Origin of the sequence: Zhongshania antarctica (assembly GCF_014202945.1) — a bacterium.
Lineage (GTDB): Bacteria > Pseudomonadota > Gammaproteobacteria > Pseudomonadales > Spongiibacteraceae > Spongiibacter > Spongiibacter antarcticus.
In genome coordinates this window covers 277,903-300,961 of sequence record NZ_JACHHW010000001.1, presented here as the reverse complement: position 1 = coordinate 300,961, position 23,059 = coordinate 277,903, and the positions used below count along the sequence as shown (strand labels likewise).

Here is a 23,059-nt window from a genome sequence, read left to right as displayed (position 1 = left end):
GGATATACACGCCCAAGCGTAGCGTCTATTGCGTTGATCCCAAAATGGGACTAGTATATATTCATGCGTATTATTGCTCTCTCAACTTTGAAGGCCTTTTGGGCGATCTCTCCGGCTTACGGGGATTCAATCGAGCCCGGAATGGCTTGGTATAGAGAGACATTAAAGGCGGATTGGTCGTCCCCGAATGAGGTAAAAGCCAAATTTTCAAGCGCCAGTATTCTCAAAGATGGAAGAGTTGTGTTCAACATTGCCGGCAACAAGTATCGACTGGTCGTTTGGATCAACTATCCATATAAAGTGGTTTACATTCGTTTTGTTGGTACACATAAACAGTATGACGAAATTGATGCACAGACAATCTGAGGTGACCCATGGAAATTCGTCCAATTAAAACCCCGACAGACTATCAAGCAACGCTTAAAGAAATTGAGTTGTTAATGGTGGCGGAAGCGGACACCCCAGAAGGTGATCGGCTGGATGTTCTTGTGACGCTTGTTGAAGCATATGAACGAGAACACTACCCAATAGATTTTCCTGATCCAGTGGAAGCTATTAAATTTCGTATGGAACAGCAAGGCCTCACAGTGGAGGACCTTGTCCCAGTGATTGGTCGCAAAAATCGGGTCTATGAAATTTTGGCGCGTAAACGCCCACTGACGCTCAGAATGATAGAAGGCTTACATGAAACTTTTTCAATTCCTGCAGAGAGTCTCATAAAACATGCATCGCATCGTCGAGGGCATGCTGCGTAGGTTGGCTAGAGATTAGCCGTCTCATCAAGCCAGGAAGCTCCCCTGCAAATCATCGGCATGTCTGGCTTCAGCGTCACAATAGCGGTCATACACACTGCTAGCTAAAGGCTTCTTGTATAGCTGAAGACAAGGGTATATTTTCTCATCGCTAGGCTTTATGTTCGGCTTGCGGGAGTAGAGTGCTCATTTTGCCAGCTCTCACCGAAAATGGATTTTAAAATAAATTACATAGGGAAGTGAGACAAAGCATATGAGACCCAGCATAATTACATATGCACATACACGCTTTGTCGAAGCACGGCTCAATACAAATTCCCCTTATTTAAATATAGATCCAATAAGTTGCGCTAGTTTTTGTGCTGTGCCACATTGGGCTAGCCGTGCGTGCTTGATATACAAATGTTAGGTTTCACCAGAGTGTTATAGGAAGCTCAAGATTTTGACAAATAAATCAGAAGGGGCCCCGAGGCTGTTCACCGTTCCGGCCAAGCCACGAACGCGAACTTCTGACGTCCTCTTGACTCTCATTGAGTTCACGAATCATCCCAAAGTCACGCTCCGGAGCCTAACCGAACGGTTCGGTGATCGAACTTTTGGAATGCTGCTGGTGCTGGTTGCAATCTTCAGCGTAATCCCGTTTGTTTCGCTTATTGTTGGGCCGCTTATTACGCTTCTTGGCCTTCAAATGGCTGTCGGTTTGACCAAGACGTGGCTGCCAAGGTCGGTTCTAGATTGGCAGCTTTCCCCAGAGGGAGTTCGAACAGCGTTGTGTGTCTTCGAACCCAGAGTACGGGCGATTGAGCGGTATGTACGCCCCCGCTGGCAGTTCACCGAGGCGAGTTTTTGATCATGCTGGGACTCGAATATATCCATACCATCACCCTGAACGGTACGTTTGAAGAGCTGATCTATATACTTGATCCCATCGTGCTCGCCGTGATTATTTCTCCCGCCCTTTATCTCCTGGTTTTCCGTCCGCTGAACCAGCAAGCTGTGCTCGAACGGCAACTCGCTGAAGCACACAGCCTTGAGGCCGATAGTGAAATTGAGCACCTAGCTTTCTTTGATCAGCTCACCGGCCTGCCCAATCGGCGGCTCCTTGTAGACCGGCTCCAGCATGCACTTGCTTCCAGCGCGCGTACCGGCCGGGAGGGTGCGCTGTTGTTCCTTGACCTGGATAATTTCAAGGACATCAACGACACCCTCGGCCATGACATCGGTGACTTGCTGCTACAGCAGACGGCACAGCGCTTGGAGGGCTGTGTTCGCAAAAGCGACACCGTGGCCCGCCTGGGCGGCGACGAATTCATGGTGATACTGGAAGGCCTGAGGAAGCAACCCATTGAAGCCGCAGCTATCCGGGCGAAAGCCGTCGGCGAAAAAATTCTCGCTACGCTTAGCCAGCCTTACCAGCTTGGCAAGCACGAATACCACAGCACGCTCAGTGTCGGAGTGACCCTTTTCAGCGATCTTGGCAAATCTACGAACGAACTGATTAAACGCGCAGACATTGCTATGTATCAGGCTAAGAAGGCAGGCCGCAACGCGCTGATATTCTTTAATCCGGAAATGCAGGATGTCATTAACGCACGCGCATCCCTCCAAGGCGAATTAGGCAAAGCACTTGAGAAGCGCCAATTCCATTTGTATTACCAGATTCAGGTGGACAGTTCGCACCATCCATTGGGAGCAGAAGTATTAATCCGCTGGATACATCCCGAACGCGGTCTGGTACCGCCCGACCAATTCATACCGTTGGCGGAAGACACTGGTCTGATCCTGCCCATCGGGCAATGGGTTCTGGAAACAGCTTGCGCCCAACTCAAGGCATGGGAGAAAGATCCACTCACCCGCGACTTCGTTCTGGCGGTCAACGTCAGTGCCAGGCAATTCGGTCAGGTCGATTTCGCGGCTCAAATACAAGCTACCGCGCATCGCCATGCCGTCAACCCGAGACGGCTTAAATTAGAGTTGACCGAAAGCATGTCGGCAAAGAACATCGAAGGCATCATTACAATCATGAATACATTGAAAGCTATTGGTATCGGGTTCTCATTGGACGATTTCGGCACCGGTTATTCATCCCTGCAACACCTTAAGAAGCTGCCGCTCGATCAGCTCAAGATAGATCAATCGTTCGTGCGCGACCTTGCTGTCGATAGTAGCGATAACGCCATTGTTCGCACCATCATTGTCATGGCGAATAGCCTCGACCTCGATGTCATTGCCGAAGGGGTGGAAACCGAAGAGCAGCAACAGCTACTCATGGGTATGGGCTGCAGCCGCTATCAGGGGTATCTGTTTGGCAAGCCAGTACCGATTAAGGAATTTGAGGCGTCATTAGGGTCATTCGATTGATTTTATGAGTGACTTCTGGCCATCGCTGACGGGCCAGGCGTTGCCAGTGGCGACCGACGCGAATCGGCCAATAACGGCCCTCGTTTGTGCACTGCAAAAACTGCTAGACCATAAGCTGGCCAAAAAGGACATTTTATAGGTAAATCGACAGATCGGTCATATTGTGGTGCTGCTGGACTGAAAGTAAGCTGGGAAGAACGCTGTCGCGATGAAACAGGCGCGATGTCGCGTTTTTTCCGGCGCGCCACATCGGAAATAGTTGGCGCTAACAAGTCAATGCAGCGTATCACGTATTTTTGACCGTCTGCTTATTACCAGCACCTGCCAGTGTTTGCGCTGGAAAAGCTGCCATGCCATAAAGTGTCCTGCCTGATTTTTACCATAAGCACGCCAAAACGCTCATTGTAGACTTTAATTGATAAATTCGGCGCTGTGCTGAATATCCAGTATTTCGCCAGTGTAGGGGTGCGTAAAGCACAGGCGCGAGGCGTGCAGTAACAGCCGACCTGCGGCGGCCTTTGCTGCAGGGTGGGCGTAAAATTCGCAGCCTAATATGGGGTGGCCAATGCTGGCGGTGTGCACCCGCAATTGGTGGGAGCGGCCGGTAATCGGTGTGAGCAGTATTTGGCTGTGGCCGCCTTCGGTAATGCCTTGGCGCAGGTAATGGGTTTGAGCCTTTTTGCCGTAAACAAAATTGAGTTCTTGGCGGGGTCGGTTGGGCCAGTCGCAGGCCAGCGGTAAGTCGATAAAACCCTCAATACTGGCAAGCTCGCCGTAGACTATGGCTTGGTATTCTTTCTCGATTTTACGGTCTTGGAATAAGCGGCTCAGGGCGCGGTGACTGTCTTTGTGTAGGGCAATAATCATTAGGCCCGAAGTCGACATATCTAAACGGTGAACAATCGTGGCGTCGGGGTAGACCTCGGCAACGCGGCTAATTAAGCAGTCTTTGTTGTCGGGGTGGCGGCCAGGCACCGACAGCAGGCCAGCGGGCTTGTTGATAATGAGCAGGTCATCGTCGCAATGCAGATAGCCAATGGCCTCTTCGCAATAGGGCACAATAAAATCGGCATTGGGGTTTTCTGGGCTGGCGCTCATTAGACTGGTTGATTGCAGAGAATTGGCGGCCAGTATACCGGAAAACGCCGGCTATTTTCCGGCGCGTAAATAGCCGGATATCAAGGCGAAAAAGGATTCGCTTAAGGCGTTCTCGTAATACCAACCCAGTTGGGTGGTGCAGTACTCGCAGTGGGCGTACTGCCATTCAAAGCCCTGAAACCAGCAGTAGTGGTCGGTAGCTTTACCGGCAATAATCAAGCCTGGCGCTGCCTGAAAGCAGCTTAGCTCAAATACCACGCCGTCGGGATTTACAAAATGATGTTGGTGTTCGCCTTGCACCTGCACCCGATAATTCTCGGCGGTGACTGGCCGTTGGCAGTCTTGACAGTAAATGAGTTGGTGCTGATCTGCCTCGTGAACTTGCAGCAGAACATCATGAACTAATTGCTTTATTGGTAGGCCACTCATAGCACACTCCGCTAAAATATCGCCATCACACACACCTCTAACATAGAAGGAAATGCGCTTTGCAGCAAGCATCTTCGGCGACAGGTTGCGAGATCCTCACCTTGCGATTACAGGAATATATCCCCAATGCGCAACTGGCGAGCACTGCCTTGCCGGAAGTGCCGGAGATGAAGTTGTGGCTGCTCAGCGCTGACTATCCCCAACAAGACCTGAGTCCAGAGCAAACCCAGCGCATTATGAATTACCCCGCCTATTGGGTATTTTGCTGGGCCAGTGGTCAGGTGTTGGCACGCTATATTTTAGATAATCCCCATCTTGTACAGGGCAAACGCATATTGGACTTTGGCAGTGGCTCGGGGGTGGCGGGTATTGCCGCCAAACTGGCGGGCGCGGCCTCGGTGATTGCCTGCGACCTCGACCCCGATGCCCTTTTGGCCAGCCGCGCCAACGCCGACTTGAATGGCGTAGCGCTGGAATACAGCGACGATTTCTTTGCTAGTAATGAGCAATACGATCTCATTCTCGTGGCCGACGTTTTATATGATAAAAGCAATTTCCTGTTATTACCGGCGTTTTTAGCGCGGGCGCCGCAAGTGCTTATTGCCGACTCGCGGGTGCGGAATTTTCAGTTTGAGGGCTACGGATGGTTGGCGTATCAGCGCGCCACCACCGTGCCGGATTTGGCTGAATCTGATGAGTTTTCTAAGGTTAATTTATATTGGGGCTGCTCAGGCGTAGATGCCTAAAAGTTGCGTAGTCGTGGGTCTATGGGGCTTGTCTTTAATTTTGGTCGACTGCTTGTTCGATTTTTAATTTGTTCAATTCGCTTTTGCATATCGGGGTGGCTGGCGAATATCGCCTGCCAGCTGGCTTGTTGGTGCTTGGCTAAAATCTTCTCAAAGAAGACTTCGGCGCCAGCCAAGTGGCCATAGTGTTGCTCTAGGGTGCTGAGCGCTGCACGGTCGGCGGCGGTTTCCATTTTTCGGCTAAAGCCGAGCACGGTCATGATGCCCGCTTGTTGCACGGTGCCTTGCAGCGCGACGGCATTTTGGCCGGTCACTATGCTTAAAAATATTTGTACTAGTAAGCCGCCACTAATGGATTGGGCGGGGTGGCGAAATTTAATGTGGGCAATTTCATGAGCTAGCACCATGGCAAGGGCATTTTCTGAAGGCACTTCGCGCAGCAAGCCGGTGGTGACAAAAATATGGCCGCCCAAAGTGGCAAAGGCGTTGGGTACATCGGGCTCATCGAGTAGGTGGAAATGCAGCTCTATGTCGGGTGCTAGCGCCGATTTGTCGGCGAGCTGCTGGCCGAGTTCTTGGAGTGCAAGCTCGGCGTCGATCATTGTCTGTTCAGTGCTGTTATTGTCGCTGGTGAGTTCGCTAAATTTATTGACTAAGGCTTGTTCGTAGCGAAAGGGAATGTGTGGTGCCAATTGATGTGAAAATATCAGCAGCAGGGCAGCAATGGCGCAAATGACGAACAGTATTCCGCCGAGCAGAATAGTGAATTCCTTTAAGGGATTTTCACTTGATGTGTTAATACCTTCGGGGATTTTGGGATTTTGCTTTGCAAAGGACATCTCAGCCTTAGCCTGTTTTGGCGGGTTGGGGGATTAAGGCGGTGCCATAGGCGAGTACTTCAACCGAGGCGATGCCTTTATTGCCATTGCCGGATATGCGGCTGGTTTCGATCTTGGTGTTGATAATGGCCTCGGCACCAGCGGCATGTGCTTGCTCCTGCATACGTAGTAAAGCCTCGCGGCGGGCGCGGTCGAGCAGGGTCTCGTAGCTGCGTATACGGCCGCCAACAATGCCTCGTAGGCCAGCGGAGACGACTTTGAAATAATCGACTGAGATCACTACATTGCCACTCACCAAGCCCGAGTGGTGGTTCATAAACTCAACCGGCGGGAAGCGGTCTGTCGATACAATTACGCCGCGTAGGGCGTCTTCTCTGGCGAAGATGCTTTTATAATGTTTTGCTTCGGCGCGGCGACCGAAGATAAAGCCAAGGCCGAGCAATAGGGCAAAAATACCAATTTGAAAGAGGGCTTCCATTATTTGTCCTCAAGAAAAACCGCAGTGCCGTAGGCCAAAATTTCGGAGGCGCCTGCGGTAATTGAGGAAGTGGAGTAGCGCACATTGATAACGGCGTTACCGCCAATGGCCTTGGCTTGCTCGGTCATGCGCTCGGTGGCCTCGGTGCGGGCTTCAGACAATAGCTCGGTATAACCGCCCAACTCGCCACCAAAAATATTCTTTAGCCCGGCCATAAAGTCTTTGCCCGCATGCTTAGCTCTCACCGTGCTGCCCATAACGAGACCAAGGTGCTGAGTGACTTTTTTGCCGGGAATGATTTCGATATTGCTGATTAAAAAATTACTCATTGCGGTTTCCTTGAGTGAATAGACAGATTCTGGATTAGCGCTTGGTTGGTAGAGCGCTTGTCGCGGGTTTAAATAAGCGGGTAGCGCGCTGGGATCATAACGCACTTTGGGGTTGGCTTGGCGGTGGCGACGGGCAATGATGGTTGCGCTGGCAATGCCGCATATAACGAGTAGGCCGAGGGCGAGGTGGCAGAGATGAATAATGTTTTGGTAGTAAGCACGGCTTGCCGCTAATTCTGCAAAGTAATTGGCGATGGCTGGGGAATGGATGGTGTCAATGAGTTGGCCGTGTTGGCTTAGCTGGTAAACCGCGCCGCTGTGCAGGTCGCTAACCAGTAGGTGGCCTTGGTGTATCAATAAATCGAAAGGCTCTGCTGCTGCGCTAAGCGGGATTTGACTGAGTATTTTGCCGTCTTGATTGGCGCGGTAGAGCGCGGTGTTACGCATGCCATCGCCTGCCAAAATAAGCCACCACTGGGTGTCGAAATAGACGGCATCGAGTAACCACTGGCGGTTGTTCTCGGTATCGCGCTCAAATTTAAGCTGATGCTTGGTGTCGCTGAAGTGACTGGCTTTATTTAAAAAGTGCAGGCTGCGGTGATTGGTGTCGACAAGGTAAAGCCCGTCTTTATAAGGGCGGATGCGCTTGGGAAAGAGTATGCCTTGTTCGATGCTGCCGAGCGCCTGACCCGTGTCGCTGAACGCGCGAACTTTGTGGGTGGTGCCTTCGGTTAAATACATGTTGTTGGTGGTGTCGATATAGACGCGGTAGCGCCACGGCGCCTGAATGCTGTGGAAGTTTTGGCAGCGTTTGGATTTGAGGTCGCAGCGCAGGAGTGGCGCAGGGCTGCTGCTGGTGTCGCTCAGTCTGCGGCGTAAGGCTTCAACGTCGGCATTTGGGCTGCTAGCCAAGCTTAAATAGCTGTCTGGGCCGTAGTCGGCCGAACTGAGTCTGAGTAGTACGTCGTTGTTCGCGAAATAGGCGATATTACCCATTATGTCGGCAGTGTCCGGCGTGTTTATAAAGAGGGTGAAGTCAAAAACGTCTTCATGAACGCCGTGGTCGGCCACGCTAACTAACAGGTGGTCTGCTTGTAAGCTGAGTTGGCCTAGGGCATCTTCTTGAAGGAAATAGGCGCCGACTTTGGCAAGTGCGTGTTCACCGCCAGCCCAATAGCGCACCGCAATGGGCGCGACGAAGATGAGAATGATCAGCAGCGCGGTTACCGGTTTGATTTCCTTGTCCATTTACAAATCCAGTATTCCTTTGGCTAAGAGCTTAGGGGAGTCGCGGCAGGCTGGCAATGTTGTTTGAGCCCTAAATATTGTGTTGGTGAAGAAAGTCGTGAAAGGCCTTGGTTAGCGGGTTTAGGTGCTTGCCCTTGGGGTAGACCGTGCACCAGGAGCGTCGAATCGGAAAGCCTGCAATGGCAATAGCGCTTAGTTGCTTTGCTGTAATCTCGTGGGCAACCATGGCTTGCGGAAGCACGGCAAAGTGGTCGGGGCTGGCCAGTGCCATTTTTATGGCCTGGTGACTGCCCATCTGTCGACGACGTTGAATGATACAGCCGTGTTGGCGGCAGAAGTTTTCAAAAATTTGCCGAGTGCCTGAGCCCGCCTCGCGAATTAACGCCGGGTATTCCAGTAATTCAATTAAGCTGACTGCCGTGTTGTTAGCGAGCGGGTGGCGGGGGTGAGTGACAACCACCAGTTGGTGTTCGGCAAAGGGGGTGTAGATCAGGGCGCGGCCCTCGGGTACCTGGGTCATTACCGCAAGGTCGTCGAGATTGTCGTTAAGACGCTCCAGTAGGCGCTGGTGATTAACGACGTGCAGGCTGATGTTAACGTCTGGGTGCAGTGCACAGAATTCGTTGATATACGCCGGTAACAAATATTCGGCGCTGGATTCAATGGCAATATTAAGGCTGCCCTGTAAGCGACCATGAAGCTCCGTTAATTCTATTTCAAGGTGTACCAAGCGCTGTTTTAGGTCTCTGGCTGCGCGGAGCATAACGTCACCGGCGCTGGTTAAAAACAGTTGCTTGCCTAAATAATCGAACAGGGCTTGGCCGACCACTTCTTCTAAGCTGCGGATCTGGGAGCTAACGGCAGGTTGTGTCAGCGCCAGTTGCAGTGCGGCTTTGGAATAGCTGCGATGTTGGCACACGGCCAAGAATACGTCTAATTGACGCAGGGTGAGGCGGTTTAAATAACTGACATCCATTTTAATTCCCCAGCGCCAATGTCGAGATATAAGCTATTGCTTATACTGAGCAATACAATTATTAATTTTTTATTCTAACGCTTTTTCGGTACGGTGGCTGCATACAAATCTAGGTGTATTGCTTTGCAGTGTTTGTTTGGGCGCTTGCAAGACGAGCTTAGGGGGGAATTCTTCCCCAATAGGGAGTTCAGCTATGTTGAAAAAAATCCTGATCGCCAATCGCGGTGAAATCGCGGTGCGTATTGTCCGAGCGTGCGCTGAAATGGGCATACGTTCTGCAGCGATCTACACCGAGCCAGATCGTTTTGCCTTGCACGTAAAGCGTGCCGATGAGGCCTACAATATTGGCGCCGATCCTTTAGAAGGCTATTTGAACCCAAGGAAATTGGTTGCGCTTGCCGTAGAAACGGGCTGTGATGGCCTGCATCCTGGGTACGGCTTCCTCTCAGAAAATGCGGAATTGGCTGACGTCTGTGCCGAGCGCGGCATTACCTTCATTGGTCCCAGCGCTGAAGTCATTAGGCGCATGGGTGATAAAACTGAAGCGCGGCGGGCCATGACGGCCGCTGGCGTGCCGGTCACGCCGGGCACCGATGGTAACTTGGCCGACGTGGAAGAAGCCGTGAGCTTCGCCAAAACCATTGGCTATCCCGTAATGCTCAAGGCCACCTCGGGTGGCGGCGGTCGCGGTATTCGTCGCTGCGACAGCGAGGCAGATTTACGCCGTCAATACGATCGCGTGGTGTCCGAGGCTACCAAGGCCTTTGGTCGCGCTGATGTGTTTATGGAGAAGTGCATTGTTAATCCGCGTCATATCGAAGCCCAAATTCTGGCCGACAGCCACGGCAATGTCATTCACCTGTTTGAGCGAGATTGCTCAATTCAGCGCCGTAATCAGAAGCTGATTGAAATCGCGCCGTCGCCACAGTTAACCCCAGAACAGCGCGCGTATATCGGCGATATGTCGGTGCGCGCAGCCGAAGCGGTGGGCTATGAAAATGCCGGCACGGTGGAGTTTTTGCTGGCCGACAACCAAATCTATTTCATGGAAATGAATACCCGGGTACAGGTAGAGCACACCATTACCGAGCAAATTACCGGTGTAGATGTGGTGCGCGAGCAGATTCGCATTGCCTCGGGCTTACCCTTGGCCTACCGCCAGCAAGACATTTCTTATCGCGGTTACGCCCTGCAATTTCGTATTAACGCAGAAGACCCTAAGAACGACTTTTTGCCCAGCTTTGGCAAAATTAGCCGTTACTACGCGCCGGGTGGCCCCGGGGTGCGGGTTGATACCGCTATTTATACGGGCTACACCATTCCGCCGTATTTTGACTCTATGTGCTTAAAGTTGATTGTGTGGGGTCTGACCTGGGAAGAGGTGTTAAATCGCGGTTCTCGGGCACTGAACGATATGCGCCTGCAGGGTGTGAAAACCACCGCGACCTATTACCAACAAATTTTAAAACACCCGGACTTTCGTGCCGGTAATTTCGATACCAGTTTTGTTGAAAGCCATCCCGAGCTGACCCAGTACTCGGACAAAACCCGCCCAGAAGATATTGCCCTCGCCGTGGCCGCGGCAATTGCCGCCCACGCTGGCCTATAACGCAAAGGATATTGATCATGAGCCAAGTTAAACCTGTTCTAATCACCGATGTTGCCCTGCGCGATGGCCACCAGTCACTGATCGCCACGCGCCTGCGTACCGAAGACATGCTGCCGGTTTGCGCTGAGCTAGATGCGATCGGCTTCTGGTCTCTGGAAGTGTGGGGCGGAGCAACCTTCGACGCCTGCGTGCGCTTCTTGAAAGAAGATCCCTGGGAGCGCTTGCGTAAGCTGCGCGAGGCGCTGCCCAATACCAAATTGCAAATGCTAGTGCGGGGTCAGAATCTGCTGGGTTACCGCCACTACGCCGACGATGTGGTAGAGGCCTTTATTCAAAAATCCGCTGACAACGGCATGGATATTTTCCGGCTGTTTGACGCCATGAACGATGTGCGCAATTTAGAAACGGCGGTGGCTGCCGTTAAAAAATCGGGTAAGCACGCTCAGGGCACCATTTGCTACACCACCAGTCCCGTTCACACTACCGCCAAATTTGTGCAGCAAGCGCTCGACATGGTCAATATGGGGGTGGATTCCATTGCGATAAAAGACATGGCTGGCTTGCTTACGCCCACGGCCACATCAGAGTTGATTGCGGCGCTTAAACTCGAAGTGAAAGTACCGCTCGCCTTACACTCGCATATGACCTCGGGTTTGGCGGGCTTGTGCCAGCTCAAGGCTGTCGAAGCGGGCATCGATATTATCGACACCGCAATGTCGGCCTTTGCTAATGGCACCAGCCACCCGGCAACCGAAACCATGGTGGCGGCCCTTAAAGGCACACCGCGCGATAGCGGATTAGATTTGCCCGCCCTGCAAAATATTGCGAGCCAGCTGTGGGGGGTTCGCAAAAAATACCACCAGTTTGAAAGCGAATTCACCCGCGAAGACGTTAGCGTGCAGATCAACCAAGTGCCTGGCGGCATGATGTCGAACTTGGCGAACCAGCTAAAAGAGCAGGGCGCCTTACACCGCATTGGCGATGTGTTTGCAGAAATCCCTGCGGTGCGTAAAGACCTTGGTTACCCGCCACTGGTAACGCCAACCTCGCAAATTGTGGGTACTCAGGCGGTAATGAATATTCTTGCCGACAAGCGCTACACCACGATTACCAATGAGGTTAAGCGCTATTTACAAGGCCACTACGGCGCCGCACCAGCGCCGGTAGACAAAAATTTGCGGGCGCTGGCAATTGGCAACGAAGATGTGATTGATGTGCGCCCAGCCGATCTTTTGCCGCCTGAACTGAGCAAGTTGCGCGCTGATGTTGGGGCCTTAGCTAAGTCTGAGGAAGATGTTCTAACCTTTGCTATGTTCCCTGATTTGGGGCGCGCATTCCTCACTGAACGTGAAGCGGGCACCCTCACGCCTGAGGTCTTAGAGCCGATTGGTAGTGGAGGTTCGCGTCCGGTATCTGACGGCGGCGCACCAACCGAGTTTGTGATTGATGTGCACGGTGAAAGCTATCAGGTGGCCATTACCGGTGTGGGTGTTAAAGGTACAGGCAAACGCCATATTTACATGACCTTAGATGGCATGCCGGAAGAAGTAGTGTTCGAGGCCTTGAATGAATACAAGGCTGAGGGCGGTGGTGGTCGCGGCGCTGCCAGCAAGCCTGGCCACGTGAGCACCAATATGCCAGGCAATATTGTGGAAGTACTGGTTGCGCTTGGTGACGTGGTCAAACTGGGGCAGGCGGTATTGGTTACCGAGGCCATGAAAATGGAAGCTGAGGTACAGGCGCCTATTGCCGGTAAGGTTGTTGATATCTTTGTTAAGAAGGGCGACCGTGTAACACCGGGTGAAGTGCTTATTGAGATAGAAGCGGAATAAGCGCGGTAATCCGTTTTTAAAACTCAGTTTAGTTAGCAGATAGCCCCCGTATGTTTACGTTTTTGGTAAAACATACAGGGGCTTTTGCTATTCAAAAACGTAGTTTTTACGCTTCCTTATCTAGCTTCCAAGTGCAGGCAGAGGCATGACTGTACGTTTCTTTTGAAACAGCCTCGTTTTGTGCCCAGGCTAATTGCAGGCGAGTATTTTCTGCGGAGCGGAACACACCTACCGTGAAACAGATGCCACCCAATACCAATAAGTGGCCTAGCCATACGTAGTGAAAATAGAATATTGACAAGAAACTCAGTGAAAACACCATACTCCACATCCACGCTAGAACCTGCATAGTGTAGTGTTGCGACGCGAGATCGAGATGGCGAAGGGGGTTCTTACTGCTATCCATTACCAGTTCGTAGCTTTCAACAATAAATTTTTTCATACCAGCAGCCTCAGATTTTTTTAAGATACATGAAAGCTTACGAAAATCGTTAGGTACTAGATCAGCATGCTATTGTCGAATCTGGGCATGCGAAAGTTAGGGTTCGATGTTTACGCCTATGATTTATAGTGCTTAGGCTCGAATAGCCGGTAAGATAGTTGATATCTTTGTCAAGAAAGGTCACCGGGTAACGCCGGGTGAGGTGTTAGTGGAAATCGCGCCGGAGTAGAAGCCGAGGCCTTACTGAGCTCTTGAGCGCAAAAAGCCCACTCTGAATAAGTGGGCTTTTTTTTGGAAATGAATTAACTAGAGTGTTTTAAGGTATTCGATAATTGCTTTGCGCTCGGCATCGCTGAGTACATCGCTAAAGCTGTGACCGCCGTTGCCGTTGCCTAAAATTCGGCTGTCGTAGATAAGTCGTTTATCAAAAGAACCGGGAGCGGGGTCAGGGATGCTGACTAAGCCAGCCCAGCTCAGCGTGCTGTTTAAATAGCTCTGCGCCAACTGGGTCAGTGATGGTCCTTTATCGTCAACCGGGTTGCAGTTGCTTAATGGATTTCCGGGAATATCGGCGCACACTAGCTCGTCGTGTTTCCACCCTATGGCGTTGTGATCGTAAGCTGCCATGCTTTGGTTAAAGCCTTTCACAGCGCCGTCTTGCTGGATCTCACGCCGCCAAATTGCGGGCCGTTTGCTGGAGTCGAGTAACTGCGCGAGTGTGGGTATTGATCCATTGTGAAAGTAGGGTGCCGTCGCCCAGATGCCGTATAGCGGTGGCGCCTGATAACCGATTACGTCCTTTTCCCAGCCGCATAAGCCTTGTGGGCGACTCGCAATGGGCATCATGTCGTCTAGCATTTCGGTTAGTGGGTCTTTGTCTTCTGGTGCGACCCAACCCTCAACGCCGTCGGTATAGCCCCAATAAGTGGTGTCCCAGCCTTGGCGCAGAGTGGGTGTGAGCATATCTGAGCGGGCGCGGTCGGTGTTGATTACGTTTAGGGGGGAAATATGTCCGGCAACGCCTTCTAACACCGGTGATTCCAAAAAGTTGGGGTCGTTAGCAAAGCGCGGTGAATACACGCCGTGGCATGATGCGCAGGAGCCATTGCCACCCAGTGGTTTAGGGTGTGCGGCATTGCCTTCTTCCGCCCAAAGATCTTTGTTGTGGAATAAAATAGCGCCTTGTTCCGCGAGGCTGGTGTTCACCTCGCCGGGGTACTCCGGCGACTCAAGTGATAGGAAATAAGCCTCTAGGTCCTGATCCCACAACTCGATACGATTGCGGTAGGGCGCGCCGTCTTGGGAAAAAATTTCATTTAGCTCACCCGGCCCGGCGGCCATGATGATTCGTGTGCTGTCATTGGATACCCCTGCGTCAAAAAACTTGCGCGGGCGCATACCCATATTCCACCACGGCGGGGTGTCTTGAGTGTGGGCGAGGGGGTGGGCGACATCTTGCACACCTTGGGCGCTGCCGCCAGTCACACTTTTTAAGGGGTTGGGGTTCACACCGAGGGAGTCGTAATCGAGTAAGGTGACCAAAAATTCAAAGGCGCCGACCGCATTGTTTTGACCGCGCTGTTTAATGCCAATATTGAAAACCGCATTAATATCCATTGGTGGCAAGGCGTCTTCTACTAACACCAGGCCATTGAAAGGCGAGCCATCTTTGGCCGACATCAGTACATCGTAATTATTATTGCCGGAACCAATATTGCTTATACCAATGTGCACGCTATCGCCTTTGCGTGGATCGCCAACTTGGCCGCCGTGACAGAGAAAGCACGCGGCACTGCCGATGGTGCCAGTCCACTTACCGTCGGCGTCTTTATTTTGGCGCAGGCCCAAGGGCAATTGGCCTGAGCCGCCGTTGCTTTGATTGGGGTCTTCGCCATTGCGCGGATAAGGGTTATCGAAAGGTGCGTAGTTCATGCCATAGCGCAATGTGTACAGCTCTTCAAAATTATCAGGGCGGGATGCTAAGCCCCATTTTTTCCACGTGTTATCAAAGTCCGCGGCGGAGACCGTACCTACGGGTAATTCGTCGACGAGAAATTGCAGGCCGCGATCACGACGGCTTCGATATTCTCCGCAGGTCTTGGCTTGTTGTTCCTCGGCAGGGAGGTTGGCATGACAATCTTCCCAGTAAGCATTAAAAAAAACTGCCTTGCCCTGATTTACACCTGGTTGAATTAAGCTGCGTGGGTCGGCTGGGAGTATCGCGTCGTCGCTATTGTTTGCGCAAAACTCCGCCCAGCGATGCGCGGCGCGACGGCTGCCCAGCAAGGGCAGCTGCTCGACTGTAGTGTTGTCACTTTTCAATAGACAGCTGTCAGGCTTGTCCCAGCAACCTAATAGTGTGGTTATTTCTTGGTAAGCCGGGCTGCCGACCGGCCAGCTTTTACCGCCGCTGTGGGCTAATTTAGGGTCGGCATTCATGGCTAATATGCGGTTGCTTGCGACGCCCTTACCCAACACCTGCCACGCCTCGAAGGTATTGAGGTAGTCGCTATTACTGCTAGTGCCGAGCATAAAGCGTTTGCCATCGTCGGTGTCGGCGACGCCACCGGGGACATGGCAGTTTCGACAGTAATCCATGCGCGGAGTGACACGCTCGCTAAAATATTGTTCGGTGCTGGCAAATGTACTTGGCTCGCCACTATCCACTACTGGAGGTGTAGTAACCGCTCCCTGGGGCGCGCCGGTGCTCCCGCCGCCACAGGCCGCAACACTGATCGAAAAGACAGCTAGTAGACTAAGTCGTAGAAGCGAGTGGCTGTTATTGTTCATCTGCTATTCCTCAAGATCGGTGCTACCCGTCGTTTGTGCTGGTATCGCCCTGGGTATGGATGGTGCTGTAGTTATTTTTAGGTTTTATTTTTTTACTGGCGTTTGGCATTGTCATATAGCCAGTTAACTAAACATTGCGTACTGATTGTATGGGAATACCATTAACATACTTATGTACGTTTTGACTGTCAAGTGATAGTGTTTAGCCATGAACAGTCCACATACCGTGATATCAGAAGCTAGAGCCCCGCAGCAGCTGCGGGGCAAAGCGCGTTTTGAGAAAATCCTTGCCGAGGCAGAGCTACTACTGCTCGCCAAGGGTATTTCTGGGTTCTCTATCCCAGAACTGGCTGAACGGCTTGGTTATACGCGAACGAGTATCTACCATTTTTTCCCGACACCGTATGCCGTGTTAAATGAGCTGAGTCGGCGTTATCTGATAAAACTTGAGGGGCATGTTGAGGGAGCGGTGCAGCAATTAGGCAGGCTGTCATGGCCGCAGATGGTTTATCGAATCACTGAGACGGTCGCGGAGTTCCACAATAGTAACCCCGTTGGCCGGATGTTGATTTTAGGCGCGATGGCCAGCGATGAAAGTAGTAAGGCTCTGGAACTGACCATTGAGCATTTGGGCCGTCAGGTTGAAATGTTGATGGCGTCAGTCAATGTTGTCTTGCCAGCATCCAATCCGAATGCCCGCGCATTAACGGTTGAGCTAGGCACTGCGTGTTTGCGCTTGTCGTATCATTTTCATGGCGTTATTACGCCCGAGTATCAGCGCGAGTCAGCTCGTACCATGATTTCCTACCTAAATAATTTTGCTGGCTCAGACTCCCTGTTACTACCTTAGTAGTGCCTCACTAAAGTGTGCAGTCCGAGCTCGCGTTATTGACGCTTGCGGCTATTTTAGTTGCGGTAAATAGTCTGAATTAAGTGGTAACCAAACTGGGTTTTAACGGGGCCGTGTACTTCTAAAACCGCTTCTTTAAAAACTACGTCGTCAAAGGGTTTTACCATTTGACCGGGGCGAAATTCGCCGAGGTCGCCACCCTGTTTGCCAGACGGGCAATCGGAATGCTTTTTCGCCAATTCACCAAAATCGCCGCCCTTAGCAATTTTAGCTTTAATATCTTTCGCTTCTTGTTCGGTTTTAACCAGTATGTGTCGTGCTGAAGCAACGGTCATTAAACGATCTCCTTAATATGTTTGATGAATTATAGCAGCAACCAAGAGCCTAGTTGTTGGAGAGAGGTTGATATTGTTGTTTAAATTTTGGTTGTTTTAAGCCGGCGGGCGCCAAAGTTTTGTCGTAAGGATTTGTATCTATATTAAGCGTTTGATTTTTAAGTATAATTTTCATTGGCATGGGGCTTGCTATAACCCGTTTAGCAGCTATGTTTTCTCTGTATGCAGATTGTGGATCATAACGTATGAAATCAAAGATTATTTTAATTGTGGGTGTGCTCGTTTTGCTGCTGGCAGCGGTCGGCGGAACGTGGTGGTTTATGAAGAGCACTGCGCGGCCGATGCCCGCAGCTGACGGTGAAGCTGCGGTAGTTGCTGCTCCAGCCCTGAAAGCGCCGGAGTATTACAGCCTGTCGCCGTCCTTTGTTGTGAATTTGCAGAATGAGCGCAGCATGCGCTTTTTGATGATTGAAATTGAATTAATGTCGCGTCGAGATGATACTTTTAGTCGGGTAGAGCAATATGAACCGCGAATTCGTAATGATTTGCTCTTGTTTCTTAGCAAGTTAGATCGCGAGGCAATTGCCACCGTAGAACAGCGCCAGAAAATTCAAGAAGAAGCGATGGCGGTGATTAATGACGTTTTAAAGACGGAATCTGGTAAAGGCGGCATCGACGCTGTGTACTTTACCAAGTTCGTCGTGCAATGAGGTTGCCAATGTGAGTGACGTACTCGATCCGGAAGAGCTCGAGGCGCTTATGGCTGGCGAGGAAGACAATGGCCCAGGTAAGGGCAAGTATAATCTCGCTCGTCAAGATTACGCCGTGCAACGCCTTATTCCGGCGTTGTCGCTGATTCAGTCGCAGTTTGCCAATGCGACCAAAGATCGAATGCAGGAGTTTGTCGCGGCGGTGAGTTCGGTTCAGACCGATAAAATCACCGTGATGAAGTTTGACGAAATGGTGAACACCTTATCTGCGCCTTGCAGTTTATCTGTGGTGCAGGGCCTGCCAATGAGTGCCAGCTTGTTTTTGGCTTTTGAATCTGAGTTGGTTTTTCAGTTGGTTGATCGCTACTTTGGCGGTTCTGGCGCAAGTCAACAGGGTGACCGCGAAACCTTGTCGGTATCTGAATTCAGTTTCATGGAAATGCTTAACACCGCTTTGCTCCCGGATATTGCCAGTGCCTGGAAGTCGGTAATAAAAACTGATCCGACAATTGCCGCGCAATACAACGACCCGCGCATGCTAGACACCATTAGCGAAGCAGATTCCTTAGTTGCCACCCGATTTACAATTAATATCGGTGATTTTGTTGGCGGCCTGTGGTCGATTGTGCCGTGGAGTGCAATTGATGCAGTGCGCGACAGCCTAGGTGATCCCGCGCAAAGTAAGCGCAAACCTTCTAGCGATGATTGGCGAGATCGTTTACTGGAAGGTTTGGAGTCGGCCCCAATAGAATTGGTGGCGGTGTTAGCGCAAACCAAACTGAGTTTGAAAAAAGTCGCCGGTCTTAAGGTCGGCGATATTATTGATTTGCCCTCGCCAGATGAATTGATTTTGGAAGTTGATGGTAAGCCGTTTATGCGGGGTCGATTTGGCAGTCACCAGGGAAATTTAGCGGTGAAACTCGAGGGGCCAGTGCCGAAAAAGCGGCCCCAGCGCTGAGGAGGATGCATGACAGACGACGTCAATAATCAAGAGCCAGTGGCGGCTGCCACGGATCTAAAAGAGGCGGTAAGCGCCGCAGAAATTAAGGAATTAAATGAACACACAAGCGCTCAGCAAACAAAGCCAGCAGCTAGCCCATCGGGGAGTGGACGTATGAGTAATGATATGAGCCTCGATATGATTATGGATGTCAGCGTCAATGTCGCTGTTGAAGTTGGGCGAACCAAAATGAGTATTCGCGATTTGCGCGAACTTAGTCAGGGCGCGATTATTGAATTGGACCGCGCGGCAGGTACGCCGCTTGATGTTTTGGTAAACGATACTCTGGTGGCGCGTGGCGAAATTGTCGTGGTTAAAGACAAATTCGGTATTATGCTCACCGAAGTCGTGGGCCAAGAAGAGCGTGAGCGCCGGGGATGATGGTGTCATTGCGTAGGGTGTCTTATGGGCTTGGTGGCATTTTGGCTGCGATTGCTTTGCCCGCTTGGTGCGAGGACGTTGCCGGAACGGTAGAGCCCTTAGCGGTGGCCAAGACCAGTGCGGCAACGCCAGTCTTGCCGACAGTTGCGCCGGGCTTGGGGCAACTTGATATTAGTGGTTTGCTTGGCAGTCTATTGCTGGTGTCGCTGTGTATTGTGGTTTTACTGTGGTTGTTACGTAAAAGCCGTTTGGTGGCGGGGCCTAATCAAGCCGGCGTAGCGGTGGTTGGCCAGATTCCGCTGAGTATGAAAGAAAAGCTTTTGGTGGTGCAGGTCGGTGATGAAAAACTGCTGCTTGGTTGTACCGCAACGGCGATCAATACATTGCATACTTGGTCGTCGCCACAAGGTAGCGACGAGGTGATTCCTCAAGATTCGCCCTTTGCTAAATTATTAGCGCGCTTGCCCAAACAATCTGCACCTAAGACCCCAAGCGGCGATTCTGGGGGTGCATCATGAGTCGCATAGCTAAATCGCTGTTATTCATAGGAACCTGTCTGCCGTTATTCGCCAACGCGGCGCAGCTGTCTTTGCCCGCCGTAACCGCTATGCCCGCAGCGGGGGGTGGCCAAGAGTATACGGTATCGCTGCAATTGCTGGCGGTAATGACGGCGCTGACCTTATTGCCCGCGTTACTGTTAGGAATGACTGCGTTTACGCGGATTATGATTGTATTGTCGATACTGCGCCAAGCGCTGGGCACGGGGCAGACGCCGTCAAACCAAATTTTGCTGAGTTTGGCGCTGTTTCTCACCATGTTTATTATGCAGCCAGTGGCTGAGATTGCATATAACGATGCAATTAAGCCGTATATAGCGGAAGAAATGCCCTTTGAACAGGCCGTTGAAACCGGCTTTAAACCTTTCCGTGCCTTTATGCTAAGGCAAACTCGTGAAGAAGACATTGCCCGCTTTGCCGAGATCACCGGCCAAGATGCCTTTGACAAACCCGAGGACGTACCCTTTGCCATTTTAATGGCTTCGTTTTTAACCAGTGAGCTGAAAACGGCCTTCCAAATCGGCTTCCTATTATTTATCCCCTTTGTGGTCATTGATTTGGTGGTCGCCAGTGTTTTGATGTCTATGGGTATGATGATGTTGTCGCCGATGATGATTTCGCTGCCCTTTAAAATTATGTTGTTTGTGTTAGTAGACGGCTGGAGCTTGGTAATGGGCTCATTAGCGGCGAGTTTTTACCAATGAACGCCGACACGGTTATTGAACTTGGCCGACAGGCCATGAATGTAACGGTGTTATTGGCCGCGCCCTTATTGCTGTCGGCGCTGGCCGCTGGCTTGATGATTGGTATGTTTCAGGCAGCCACCCAAATTCAAGACATGACCTTAAGCTTTATTCCAAAGCTGGTGGTGCTTGTGGTGGTGCTGGGTATAGCGGGCCCGTGGATGCTGCGTCAATTAATAGACTACACCACCCAACTGTTTGAAATGATCCCGAGCTTGGTGGGGTGACCTTACCGTGATGGGGCTTACTGCAGACCAGCTCAGCGTCTTGCTGGCGAGTGCATGGCTGCCTTTTATACGGGTAGGCGGTGCCATGATGACGGCTCCCTTATTCAGTGCAGCTTATATTCCTGCCCGCGCTCGAATTATGGTGGCGGTGTTTATTACTGCGGTTCTGCTACCGATTTTGCCTGCCCCCCCGCCAATGAATTTACTGGGCATAGAAACCATGCTCCTTATCGCCAATGAATTTCTCATTGGCTTATGTCTTGGTTTTATTATTCAGCTGGTGTTTGACGCCATCATTTTGGCGGGGCAGTTAATCGCCATGGGTATGGGCTTGGGCTTTGCGATGATGGTCGACCCGCAGCGTGGCGTGCAAGTGCCGGTTTTGTCTCAGTTCTTACTGATATTTACCATGCTGCTCTTTGTCGCCATGAATGGCCATCTGGATTTTTTAGATCTATTGGCGCGAAGCTTTGAGTATTGGCCAATTGGCGGTGGCGCTTTATCTGGCGACCAGCTTGGGGTGGTTATTGTGCGCGGTGCGGAGCTGTTTACCGGTGCAATTCGAGTGGCTATTCCCGCTGTGGTTGCACTGTTAGTGGTGCAGCTTGCGATGGGTGTGGTTAGCCGCGCAGCGCCCACCTTGAACTTGTTTGCGGTGGGCTTCCCAATCGCGATGTTAATTGGTTTTATGGTGGTGGATCGCCTGTTACCAAATTTATTGCCACTTTTGTCTTCTGGTCTCGGTGCTGCCTTTGTGGCCGCCGAGCAATTTCTCGGGATGTAAATCATGGCTGAGAACGAAGACGGTCAAGAACGCACAGAAGACGCATCGGAGAAAAAACTCGCCGACTCCCGAAAAAAGGGGCAGGTGCCGCGTTCAAAAGAACTCACCACCATGATGGTAACCCTGTCGGGCGCCGCTATTTTGCTATTTACTGGCGGGCAGTTGGCGGTGGCATTACAAGATCTACTGTCGAGTAGTTTGTCGCCGAGCTTTCTCATTGCTGATGAGCGAGAATTAGCGAGTCGACTCTACGAAACCTTGGTTCGCGGTTTACTGACAATTTGGCCGTTAATGCTAATCGCCATTATTGCCGTGGTGTTTTCTTCGACCATTTTGGGCGGTTGGACGTTTAATTTAAGTGTTAAGCCATCGCGCATGGACCCGATTAAGGGGGTCGCTAAATTATTTTCTCTGCGTAGCCTCGGTGAATTAGCCAAAGCGCTTATGAAAATGGTGTTTATTGGCGCGGCGGCGATATTTCTCCTCTCTGGGCTGGCTGGCGATATTCTCGGCCTGGGCTTGCAAGAGCCGAAAGAGGCGATTAAAAACAGCGCATCACTGCTGGTTTGGTTCTTCTTTATTGTGAGCCTGCCGCTGCTCGCAATAGCGGCCATCGATGTGCCCTGGCAACTGTGGAATTACCACAAGGAATTGCGCATGACCCGTCAAGAGGTGCGGGATGAGCACAAGGAATCTGACGGCCGCCCAGAAGTAAAAGCCAAACTGCGGGAAATGCAACAAGCCGCTGCCAATAACCGGATGATGGAAAAAGTCCCCACTGCCGACGTTATTATCACCAACCCCACCCATTTTGCCGTGGCCCTGAAATACGATGAAGCCCGCATGGCGGCGCCGACCTTGTTAGCAAAAGGTGCCGACAATATTGCCGCTAAGATCCGTGAATTGGCTATGGAACACGACGTTCCCATTGTTGAGTCTCCTCGATTGGCGCGGGCGGTATTTGCCAGTACTGACCTCGATGCCGAAATTCCTGGGGGTCTGTATTTGGCCGTGGCGCAAATCCTGACCTATGTGTATCAGCTGCGGAGTTGGGAGACTTTGGGTGGCGAATACCCCGAGCCGCCGGAGCCAGAGGTGGACGACGCCTACTTGAAAGACTTGCTTTAGGTCTGAGGTCAGACATTGGCCGTGGGGGAATAAGTTCCAGCCGGTTACTCCGTTGTTGGGATGGACACCCGCCTTTGCAGGAGTGACGGTTGTTTTGCATTGTGTTTTATTTACGTTACACCTTGGGCTTAAGTCAGAGGTCGTAAGTAAGTACTGTGAATGCGTCTGCCGGTTGTGCCGTTGCAGAGATGGACTCCTGCCTGCGCAGGAGTGACGATGGCTTTGCGTTGTGCGGTATCTGCGTCATAACAGGGGTTTAAGTCTGATGTCAGGCGAAAGTATTGGGAAAGAGCCAGCCGGTTGTGGAGATGGGCCCCCGGCTTCGCAGGAATGACGTTTTTGATCTTGTGGTCATACCTGCGCAGGCAGGTATCCATGTGAGCGCAGCGAATAAAAGCGTCCCCCGTCTCCCGTC

25 protein-coding genes are annotated in these 23,059 nt (G+C 51.5%); 16 read left to right on the top strand and 9 right to left on the bottom strand.

Features of this window, described 5'->3' with window-relative positions:
• Window positions 1–63: 63 nt before the first annotated feature.
• The 4 genes from HNQ57_RS01380 (at window position 64) to HNQ57_RS01365 (ending at window position 3,113) form a co-directional block, all read left to right on the top strand.
• Window positions 64–366 carry a type II toxin-antitoxin system HigB family toxin gene (locus HNQ57_RS01380; protein ID WP_184460831.1) on the top strand — a complete coding sequence of 101 codons (303 nt, stop codon included), beginning with the start codon at window positions 64–66 and terminating at the stop codon, window positions 364–366.
• An 8-nt stretch (window positions 367–374) separates the two neighbouring features.
• Window positions 375–755 (top strand): helix-turn-helix domain-containing protein, encoded by a 381-nt coding sequence (locus tag HNQ57_RS01375; protein WP_184460830.1) that lies wholly within the window; start codon window positions 375–377, stop codon window positions 753–755.
• Between the two features lie 439 nt (window positions 756–1,194).
• Window positions 1,195–1,602, top strand: a complete 408-nt coding sequence (locus HNQ57_RS18210) for an exopolysaccharide biosynthesis protein (protein ID WP_184460829.1) — start codon at window positions 1,195–1,197, stop codon at window positions 1,600–1,602.
• Between the two features lie 2 nt (window positions 1,603–1,604).
• A complete protein-coding gene (locus HNQ57_RS01365; protein WP_184460828.1) occupies window positions 1,605–3,113 on the top strand; it encodes a putative bifunctional diguanylate cyclase/phosphodiesterase in 1,509 nt (502 codons plus the stop codon).
• A gap of 411 nt (window positions 3,114–3,524) precedes the next feature.
• Here the strand turns inward: HNQ57_RS01365 and HNQ57_RS01360 are convergent, their stop codons facing one another.
• Together HNQ57_RS01360 and HNQ57_RS01355 are read right to left on the bottom strand one after the other, a co-directional pair.
• Complete coding sequence (locus HNQ57_RS01360) at window positions 3,525–4,211, bottom strand: pseudouridine synthase (RefSeq protein WP_221301532.1); 687 nt, start codon at window positions 4,209–4,211, stop codon at window positions 3,525–3,527.
• A gap of 51 nt (window positions 4,212–4,262) precedes the next feature.
• Window positions 4,263–4,640 carry a cereblon family protein gene (locus HNQ57_RS01355; protein ID WP_184460827.1) on the bottom strand — a complete coding sequence of 126 codons (378 nt, stop codon included), beginning with the start codon at window positions 4,638–4,640 and terminating at the stop codon, window positions 4,263–4,265.
• Between the two features lie 59 nt (window positions 4,641–4,699).
• Here HNQ57_RS01355 and HNQ57_RS01350 point away from each other — a divergent pair, with 59 nt between their 5' ends.
• Window positions 4,700–5,386 carry a class I SAM-dependent methyltransferase gene (locus HNQ57_RS01350; protein ID WP_184460826.1) on the top strand — a complete coding sequence of 229 codons (687 nt, stop codon included), beginning with the start codon at window positions 4,700–4,702 and terminating at the stop codon, window positions 5,384–5,386.
• Here HNQ57_RS01350 and HNQ57_RS01345 read toward each other — a convergent pair.
• The 4 genes from HNQ57_RS01345 to HNQ57_RS01330 all read right to left on the bottom strand — a co-directional run bounded on the left by HNQ57_RS01345 (window position 5,383) and on the right by HNQ57_RS01330 (window position 9,256).
• Window positions 5,383–6,225 (bottom strand): M48 family metallopeptidase, encoded by an 843-nt coding sequence (locus tag HNQ57_RS01345; protein WP_184460825.1) that lies wholly within the window; start codon window positions 6,223–6,225, stop codon window positions 5,383–5,385. The genes HNQ57_RS01350 and HNQ57_RS01345 overlap by 4 nt on opposite strands.
• Before the next feature lie 7 nt (window positions 6,226–6,232).
• Window positions 6,233–6,703, bottom strand: coding sequence for a YbjQ family protein (locus HNQ57_RS01340; protein WP_184460824.1), 471 nt, complete (start codon window positions 6,701–6,703; stop codon window positions 6,233–6,235).
• The gene (locus HNQ57_RS17795; RefSeq protein WP_226968255.1) at window positions 6,703–8,280 is read right to left on the bottom strand and encodes a YbjQ family protein; all 1,578 of its coding nucleotides are present in this window, start codon (window positions 8,278–8,280) and stop codon (window positions 6,703–6,705) included. Before HNQ57_RS17795 ends, HNQ57_RS01340 begins: the two co-directional genes overlap by 1 nt.
• Window positions 8,281–8,350: 70 nt before the next feature.
• Entirely contained in the window at window positions 8,351–9,256 is a 906-nt protein-coding gene (locus HNQ57_RS01330) for a LysR family transcriptional regulator (RefSeq protein WP_184460823.1), read from the bottom strand.
• 193 nt (window positions 9,257–9,449) lie between these two features.
• Here HNQ57_RS01330 and HNQ57_RS01325 point away from each other — a divergent pair, with 193 nt between their 5' ends.
• Together HNQ57_RS01325 and oadA are read left to right on the top strand one after the other, a co-directional pair.
• Window positions 9,450–10,865: an acetyl-CoA carboxylase biotin carboxylase subunit gene (locus HNQ57_RS01325; RefSeq protein WP_184460822.1), complete on the top strand. Its 1,416-nt coding sequence runs from the start codon at window positions 9,450–9,452 to the stop codon at window positions 10,863–10,865.
• A 17-nt stretch (window positions 10,866–10,882) separates the two neighbouring features.
• Window positions 10,883–12,697 (top strand): sodium-extruding oxaloacetate decarboxylase subunit alpha, encoded by a 1,815-nt coding sequence (gene oadA, locus HNQ57_RS01320; protein WP_184460821.1) that lies wholly within the window; start codon window positions 10,883–10,885, stop codon window positions 12,695–12,697.
• A 106-nt stretch (window positions 12,698–12,803) separates the two neighbouring features.
• Here oadA and HNQ57_RS01315 read toward each other — a convergent pair whose 3' ends face one another.
• On the bottom strand, window positions 12,804–13,139 hold the full coding sequence (locus HNQ57_RS01315; protein WP_184460820.1) for a hypothetical protein: 336 nt from the start codon (window positions 13,137–13,139) through the stop codon (window positions 12,804–12,806).
• Between the two features lie 306 nt (window positions 13,140–13,445).
• Window positions 13,446–15,929, bottom strand: a complete 2,484-nt coding sequence (roxC, locus tag HNQ57_RS01305; protein WP_184460819.1) for a putative rubber dioxygenase RoxC — start codon at window positions 15,927–15,929, stop codon at window positions 13,446–13,448.
• Window positions 15,930–16,137: 208 nt separating this feature from the next.
• Here roxC and HNQ57_RS01300 point away from each other — a divergent pair, with 208 nt between their 5' ends.
• Window positions 16,138–16,779, top strand: a complete 642-nt coding sequence (locus HNQ57_RS01300) for a TetR/AcrR family transcriptional regulator (RefSeq protein ID WP_184460818.1) — start codon at window positions 16,138–16,140, stop codon at window positions 16,777–16,779.
• Window positions 16,780–16,835: 56 nt separating this feature from the next.
• On the opposite strand, the gene HNQ57_RS01295 is transcribed toward HNQ57_RS01300, so the two are convergent.
• Window positions 16,836–17,114, bottom strand: coding sequence for a peptidylprolyl isomerase (locus HNQ57_RS01295; protein ID WP_008249174.1), 279 nt, complete (start codon window positions 17,112–17,114; stop codon window positions 16,836–16,838).
• 245 nt (window positions 17,115–17,359) lie between these two features.
• On the opposite strand from HNQ57_RS01295, the gene HNQ57_RS01290 reads away from it, so the two are divergent.
• From HNQ57_RS01290 to flhB, 8 genes are read left to right on the top strand one after another with little or no spacing between them, the layout of a single operon-like run.
• Entirely contained in the window at window positions 17,360–17,824 is a 465-nt protein-coding gene (locus tag HNQ57_RS01290) for a flagellar basal body-associated FliL family protein (protein ID WP_184460817.1), read from the top strand.
• 10 nt (window positions 17,825–17,834) lie between these two features.
• Window positions 17,835–18,782, top strand: a complete 948-nt coding sequence (locus HNQ57_RS01285; RefSeq protein WP_008249178.1) for a flagellar motor switch protein FliM — start codon at window positions 17,835–17,837, stop codon at window positions 18,780–18,782.
• A 9-nt stretch (window positions 18,783–18,791) separates the two neighbouring features.
• Complete coding sequence (fliN, locus tag HNQ57_RS01280; RefSeq protein ID WP_184460816.1) at window positions 18,792–19,205, top strand: flagellar motor switch protein FliN; 414 nt, start codon at window positions 18,792–18,794, stop codon at window positions 19,203–19,205.
• Window positions 19,202–19,723: a flagellar biosynthetic protein FliO gene (gene fliO, locus HNQ57_RS01275; RefSeq protein ID WP_184460815.1), complete on the top strand. Its 522-nt coding sequence runs from the start codon at window positions 19,202–19,204 to the stop codon at window positions 19,721–19,723. Before fliN ends, fliO begins: the two co-directional genes overlap by 4 nt.
• The gene (fliP, locus tag HNQ57_RS01270) at window positions 19,720–20,466 is read left to right on the top strand and encodes a flagellar type III secretion system pore protein FliP (RefSeq protein WP_184460814.1); all 747 of its coding nucleotides are present in this window, start codon (window positions 19,720–19,722) and stop codon (window positions 20,464–20,466) included. Before fliO ends, fliP begins: the two co-directional genes overlap by 4 nt.
• On the top strand, window positions 20,463–20,732 hold the full coding sequence (fliQ, locus tag HNQ57_RS01265; protein ID WP_008249184.1) for a flagellar biosynthesis protein FliQ: 270 nt from the start codon (window positions 20,463–20,465) through the stop codon (window positions 20,730–20,732). Before fliP ends, fliQ begins: the two co-directional genes overlap by 4 nt.
• A 10-nt stretch (window positions 20,733–20,742) precedes the next feature.
• Window positions 20,743–21,516 (top strand): flagellar biosynthetic protein FliR, encoded by a 774-nt coding sequence (gene fliR, locus HNQ57_RS01260; protein ID WP_008249185.1) that lies wholly within the window; start codon window positions 20,743–20,745, stop codon window positions 21,514–21,516.
• Between the two features lie 3 nt (window positions 21,517–21,519).
• Window positions 21,520–22,644, top strand: a complete 1,125-nt coding sequence (gene flhB / locus HNQ57_RS01255; protein ID WP_184460813.1) for a flagellar biosynthesis protein FlhB — start codon at window positions 21,520–21,522, stop codon at window positions 22,642–22,644.
• Window positions 22,645–23,059: the final 415 nt, after the last annotated feature.

Bases quoted from the DNA above. Each gene is read 5' to 3' on its own strand.
- HNQ57_RS01380 (WP_184460831.1), top strand. From the start codon at position 64: ATGCGTATTATTGCTCTCTCAACTTTGAAGGCCTTTTGGGCGATCTCT.
- HNQ57_RS01375 (WP_184460830.1), top strand. From the start codon at position 375: ATGGAAATTCGTCCAATTAAAACCCCGACAGACTATCAAGCAACGCTT.
- HNQ57_RS01365 (WP_184460828.1), top strand. From the start codon at position 1,605: ATGCTGGGACTCGAATATATCCATACCATCACCCTGAACGGTACGTTT.
- HNQ57_RS01360 (WP_221301532.1), bottom strand. From the start codon at position 4,211: ATGAGCGCCAGCCCAGAAAACCCCAATGCCGATTTTATTGTGCCCTAT.
- HNQ57_RS01355 (WP_184460827.1), bottom strand. From the start codon at position 4,640: ATGAGTGGCCTACCAATAAAGCAATTAGTTCATGATGTTCTGCTGCAA.
- HNQ57_RS01345 (WP_184460825.1), bottom strand. From the start codon at position 6,225: ATGTCCTTTGCAAAGCAAAATCCCAAAATCCCCGAAGGTATTAACACA.
- HNQ57_RS01340 (WP_184460824.1), bottom strand. From the start codon at position 6,703: ATGGAAGCCCTCTTTCAAATTGGTATTTTTGCCCTATTGCTCGGCCTT.
- HNQ57_RS17795 (WP_226968255.1), bottom strand. From the start codon at position 8,280: ATGGACAAGGAAATCAAACCGGTAACCGCGCTGCTGATCATTCTCATC.
- HNQ57_RS01330 (WP_184460823.1), bottom strand. From the start codon at position 9,256: ATGGATGTCAGTTATTTAAACCGCCTCACCCTGCGTCAATTAGACGTA.
- HNQ57_RS01325 (WP_184460822.1), top strand. From the start codon at position 9,450: ATGTTGAAAAAAATCCTGATCGCCAATCGCGGTGAAATCGCGGTGCGT.
- oadA (WP_184460821.1), top strand. From the start codon at position 10,883: ATGAGCCAAGTTAAACCTGTTCTAATCACCGATGTTGCCCTGCGCGAT.
- HNQ57_RS01315 (WP_184460820.1), bottom strand. From the start codon at position 13,139: ATGAAAAAATTTATTGTTGAAAGCTACGAACTGGTAATGGATAGCAGT.
- roxC (WP_184460819.1), bottom strand. From the start codon at position 15,929: ATGAACAATAACAGCCACTCGCTTCTACGACTTAGTCTACTAGCTGTC.
- HNQ57_RS01300 (WP_184460818.1), top strand. From the start codon at position 16,138: ATGAACAGTCCACATACCGTGATATCAGAAGCTAGAGCCCCGCAGCAG.
- HNQ57_RS01295 (WP_008249174.1), bottom strand. From the start codon at position 17,114: ATGACCGTTGCTTCAGCACGACACATACTGGTTAAAACCGAACAAGAA.
- HNQ57_RS01290 (WP_184460817.1), top strand. From the start codon at position 17,360: ATGAAATCAAAGATTATTTTAATTGTGGGTGTGCTCGTTTTGCTGCTG.
- fliN (WP_184460816.1), top strand. From the start codon at position 18,792: ATGACAGACGACGTCAATAATCAAGAGCCAGTGGCGGCTGCCACGGAT.
- fliO (WP_184460815.1), top strand. From the start codon at position 19,202: ATGATGGTGTCATTGCGTAGGGTGTCTTATGGGCTTGGTGGCATTTTG.
- fliP (WP_184460814.1), top strand. From the start codon at position 19,720: ATGAGTCGCATAGCTAAATCGCTGTTATTCATAGGAACCTGTCTGCCG.
- fliQ (WP_008249184.1), top strand. From the start codon at position 20,463: ATGAACGCCGACACGGTTATTGAACTTGGCCGACAGGCCATGAATGTA.
- fliR (WP_008249185.1), top strand. From the start codon at position 20,743: ATGGGGCTTACTGCAGACCAGCTCAGCGTCTTGCTGGCGAGTGCATGG.
- flhB (WP_184460813.1), top strand. From the start codon at position 21,520: ATGGCTGAGAACGAAGACGGTCAAGAACGCACAGAAGACGCATCGGAG.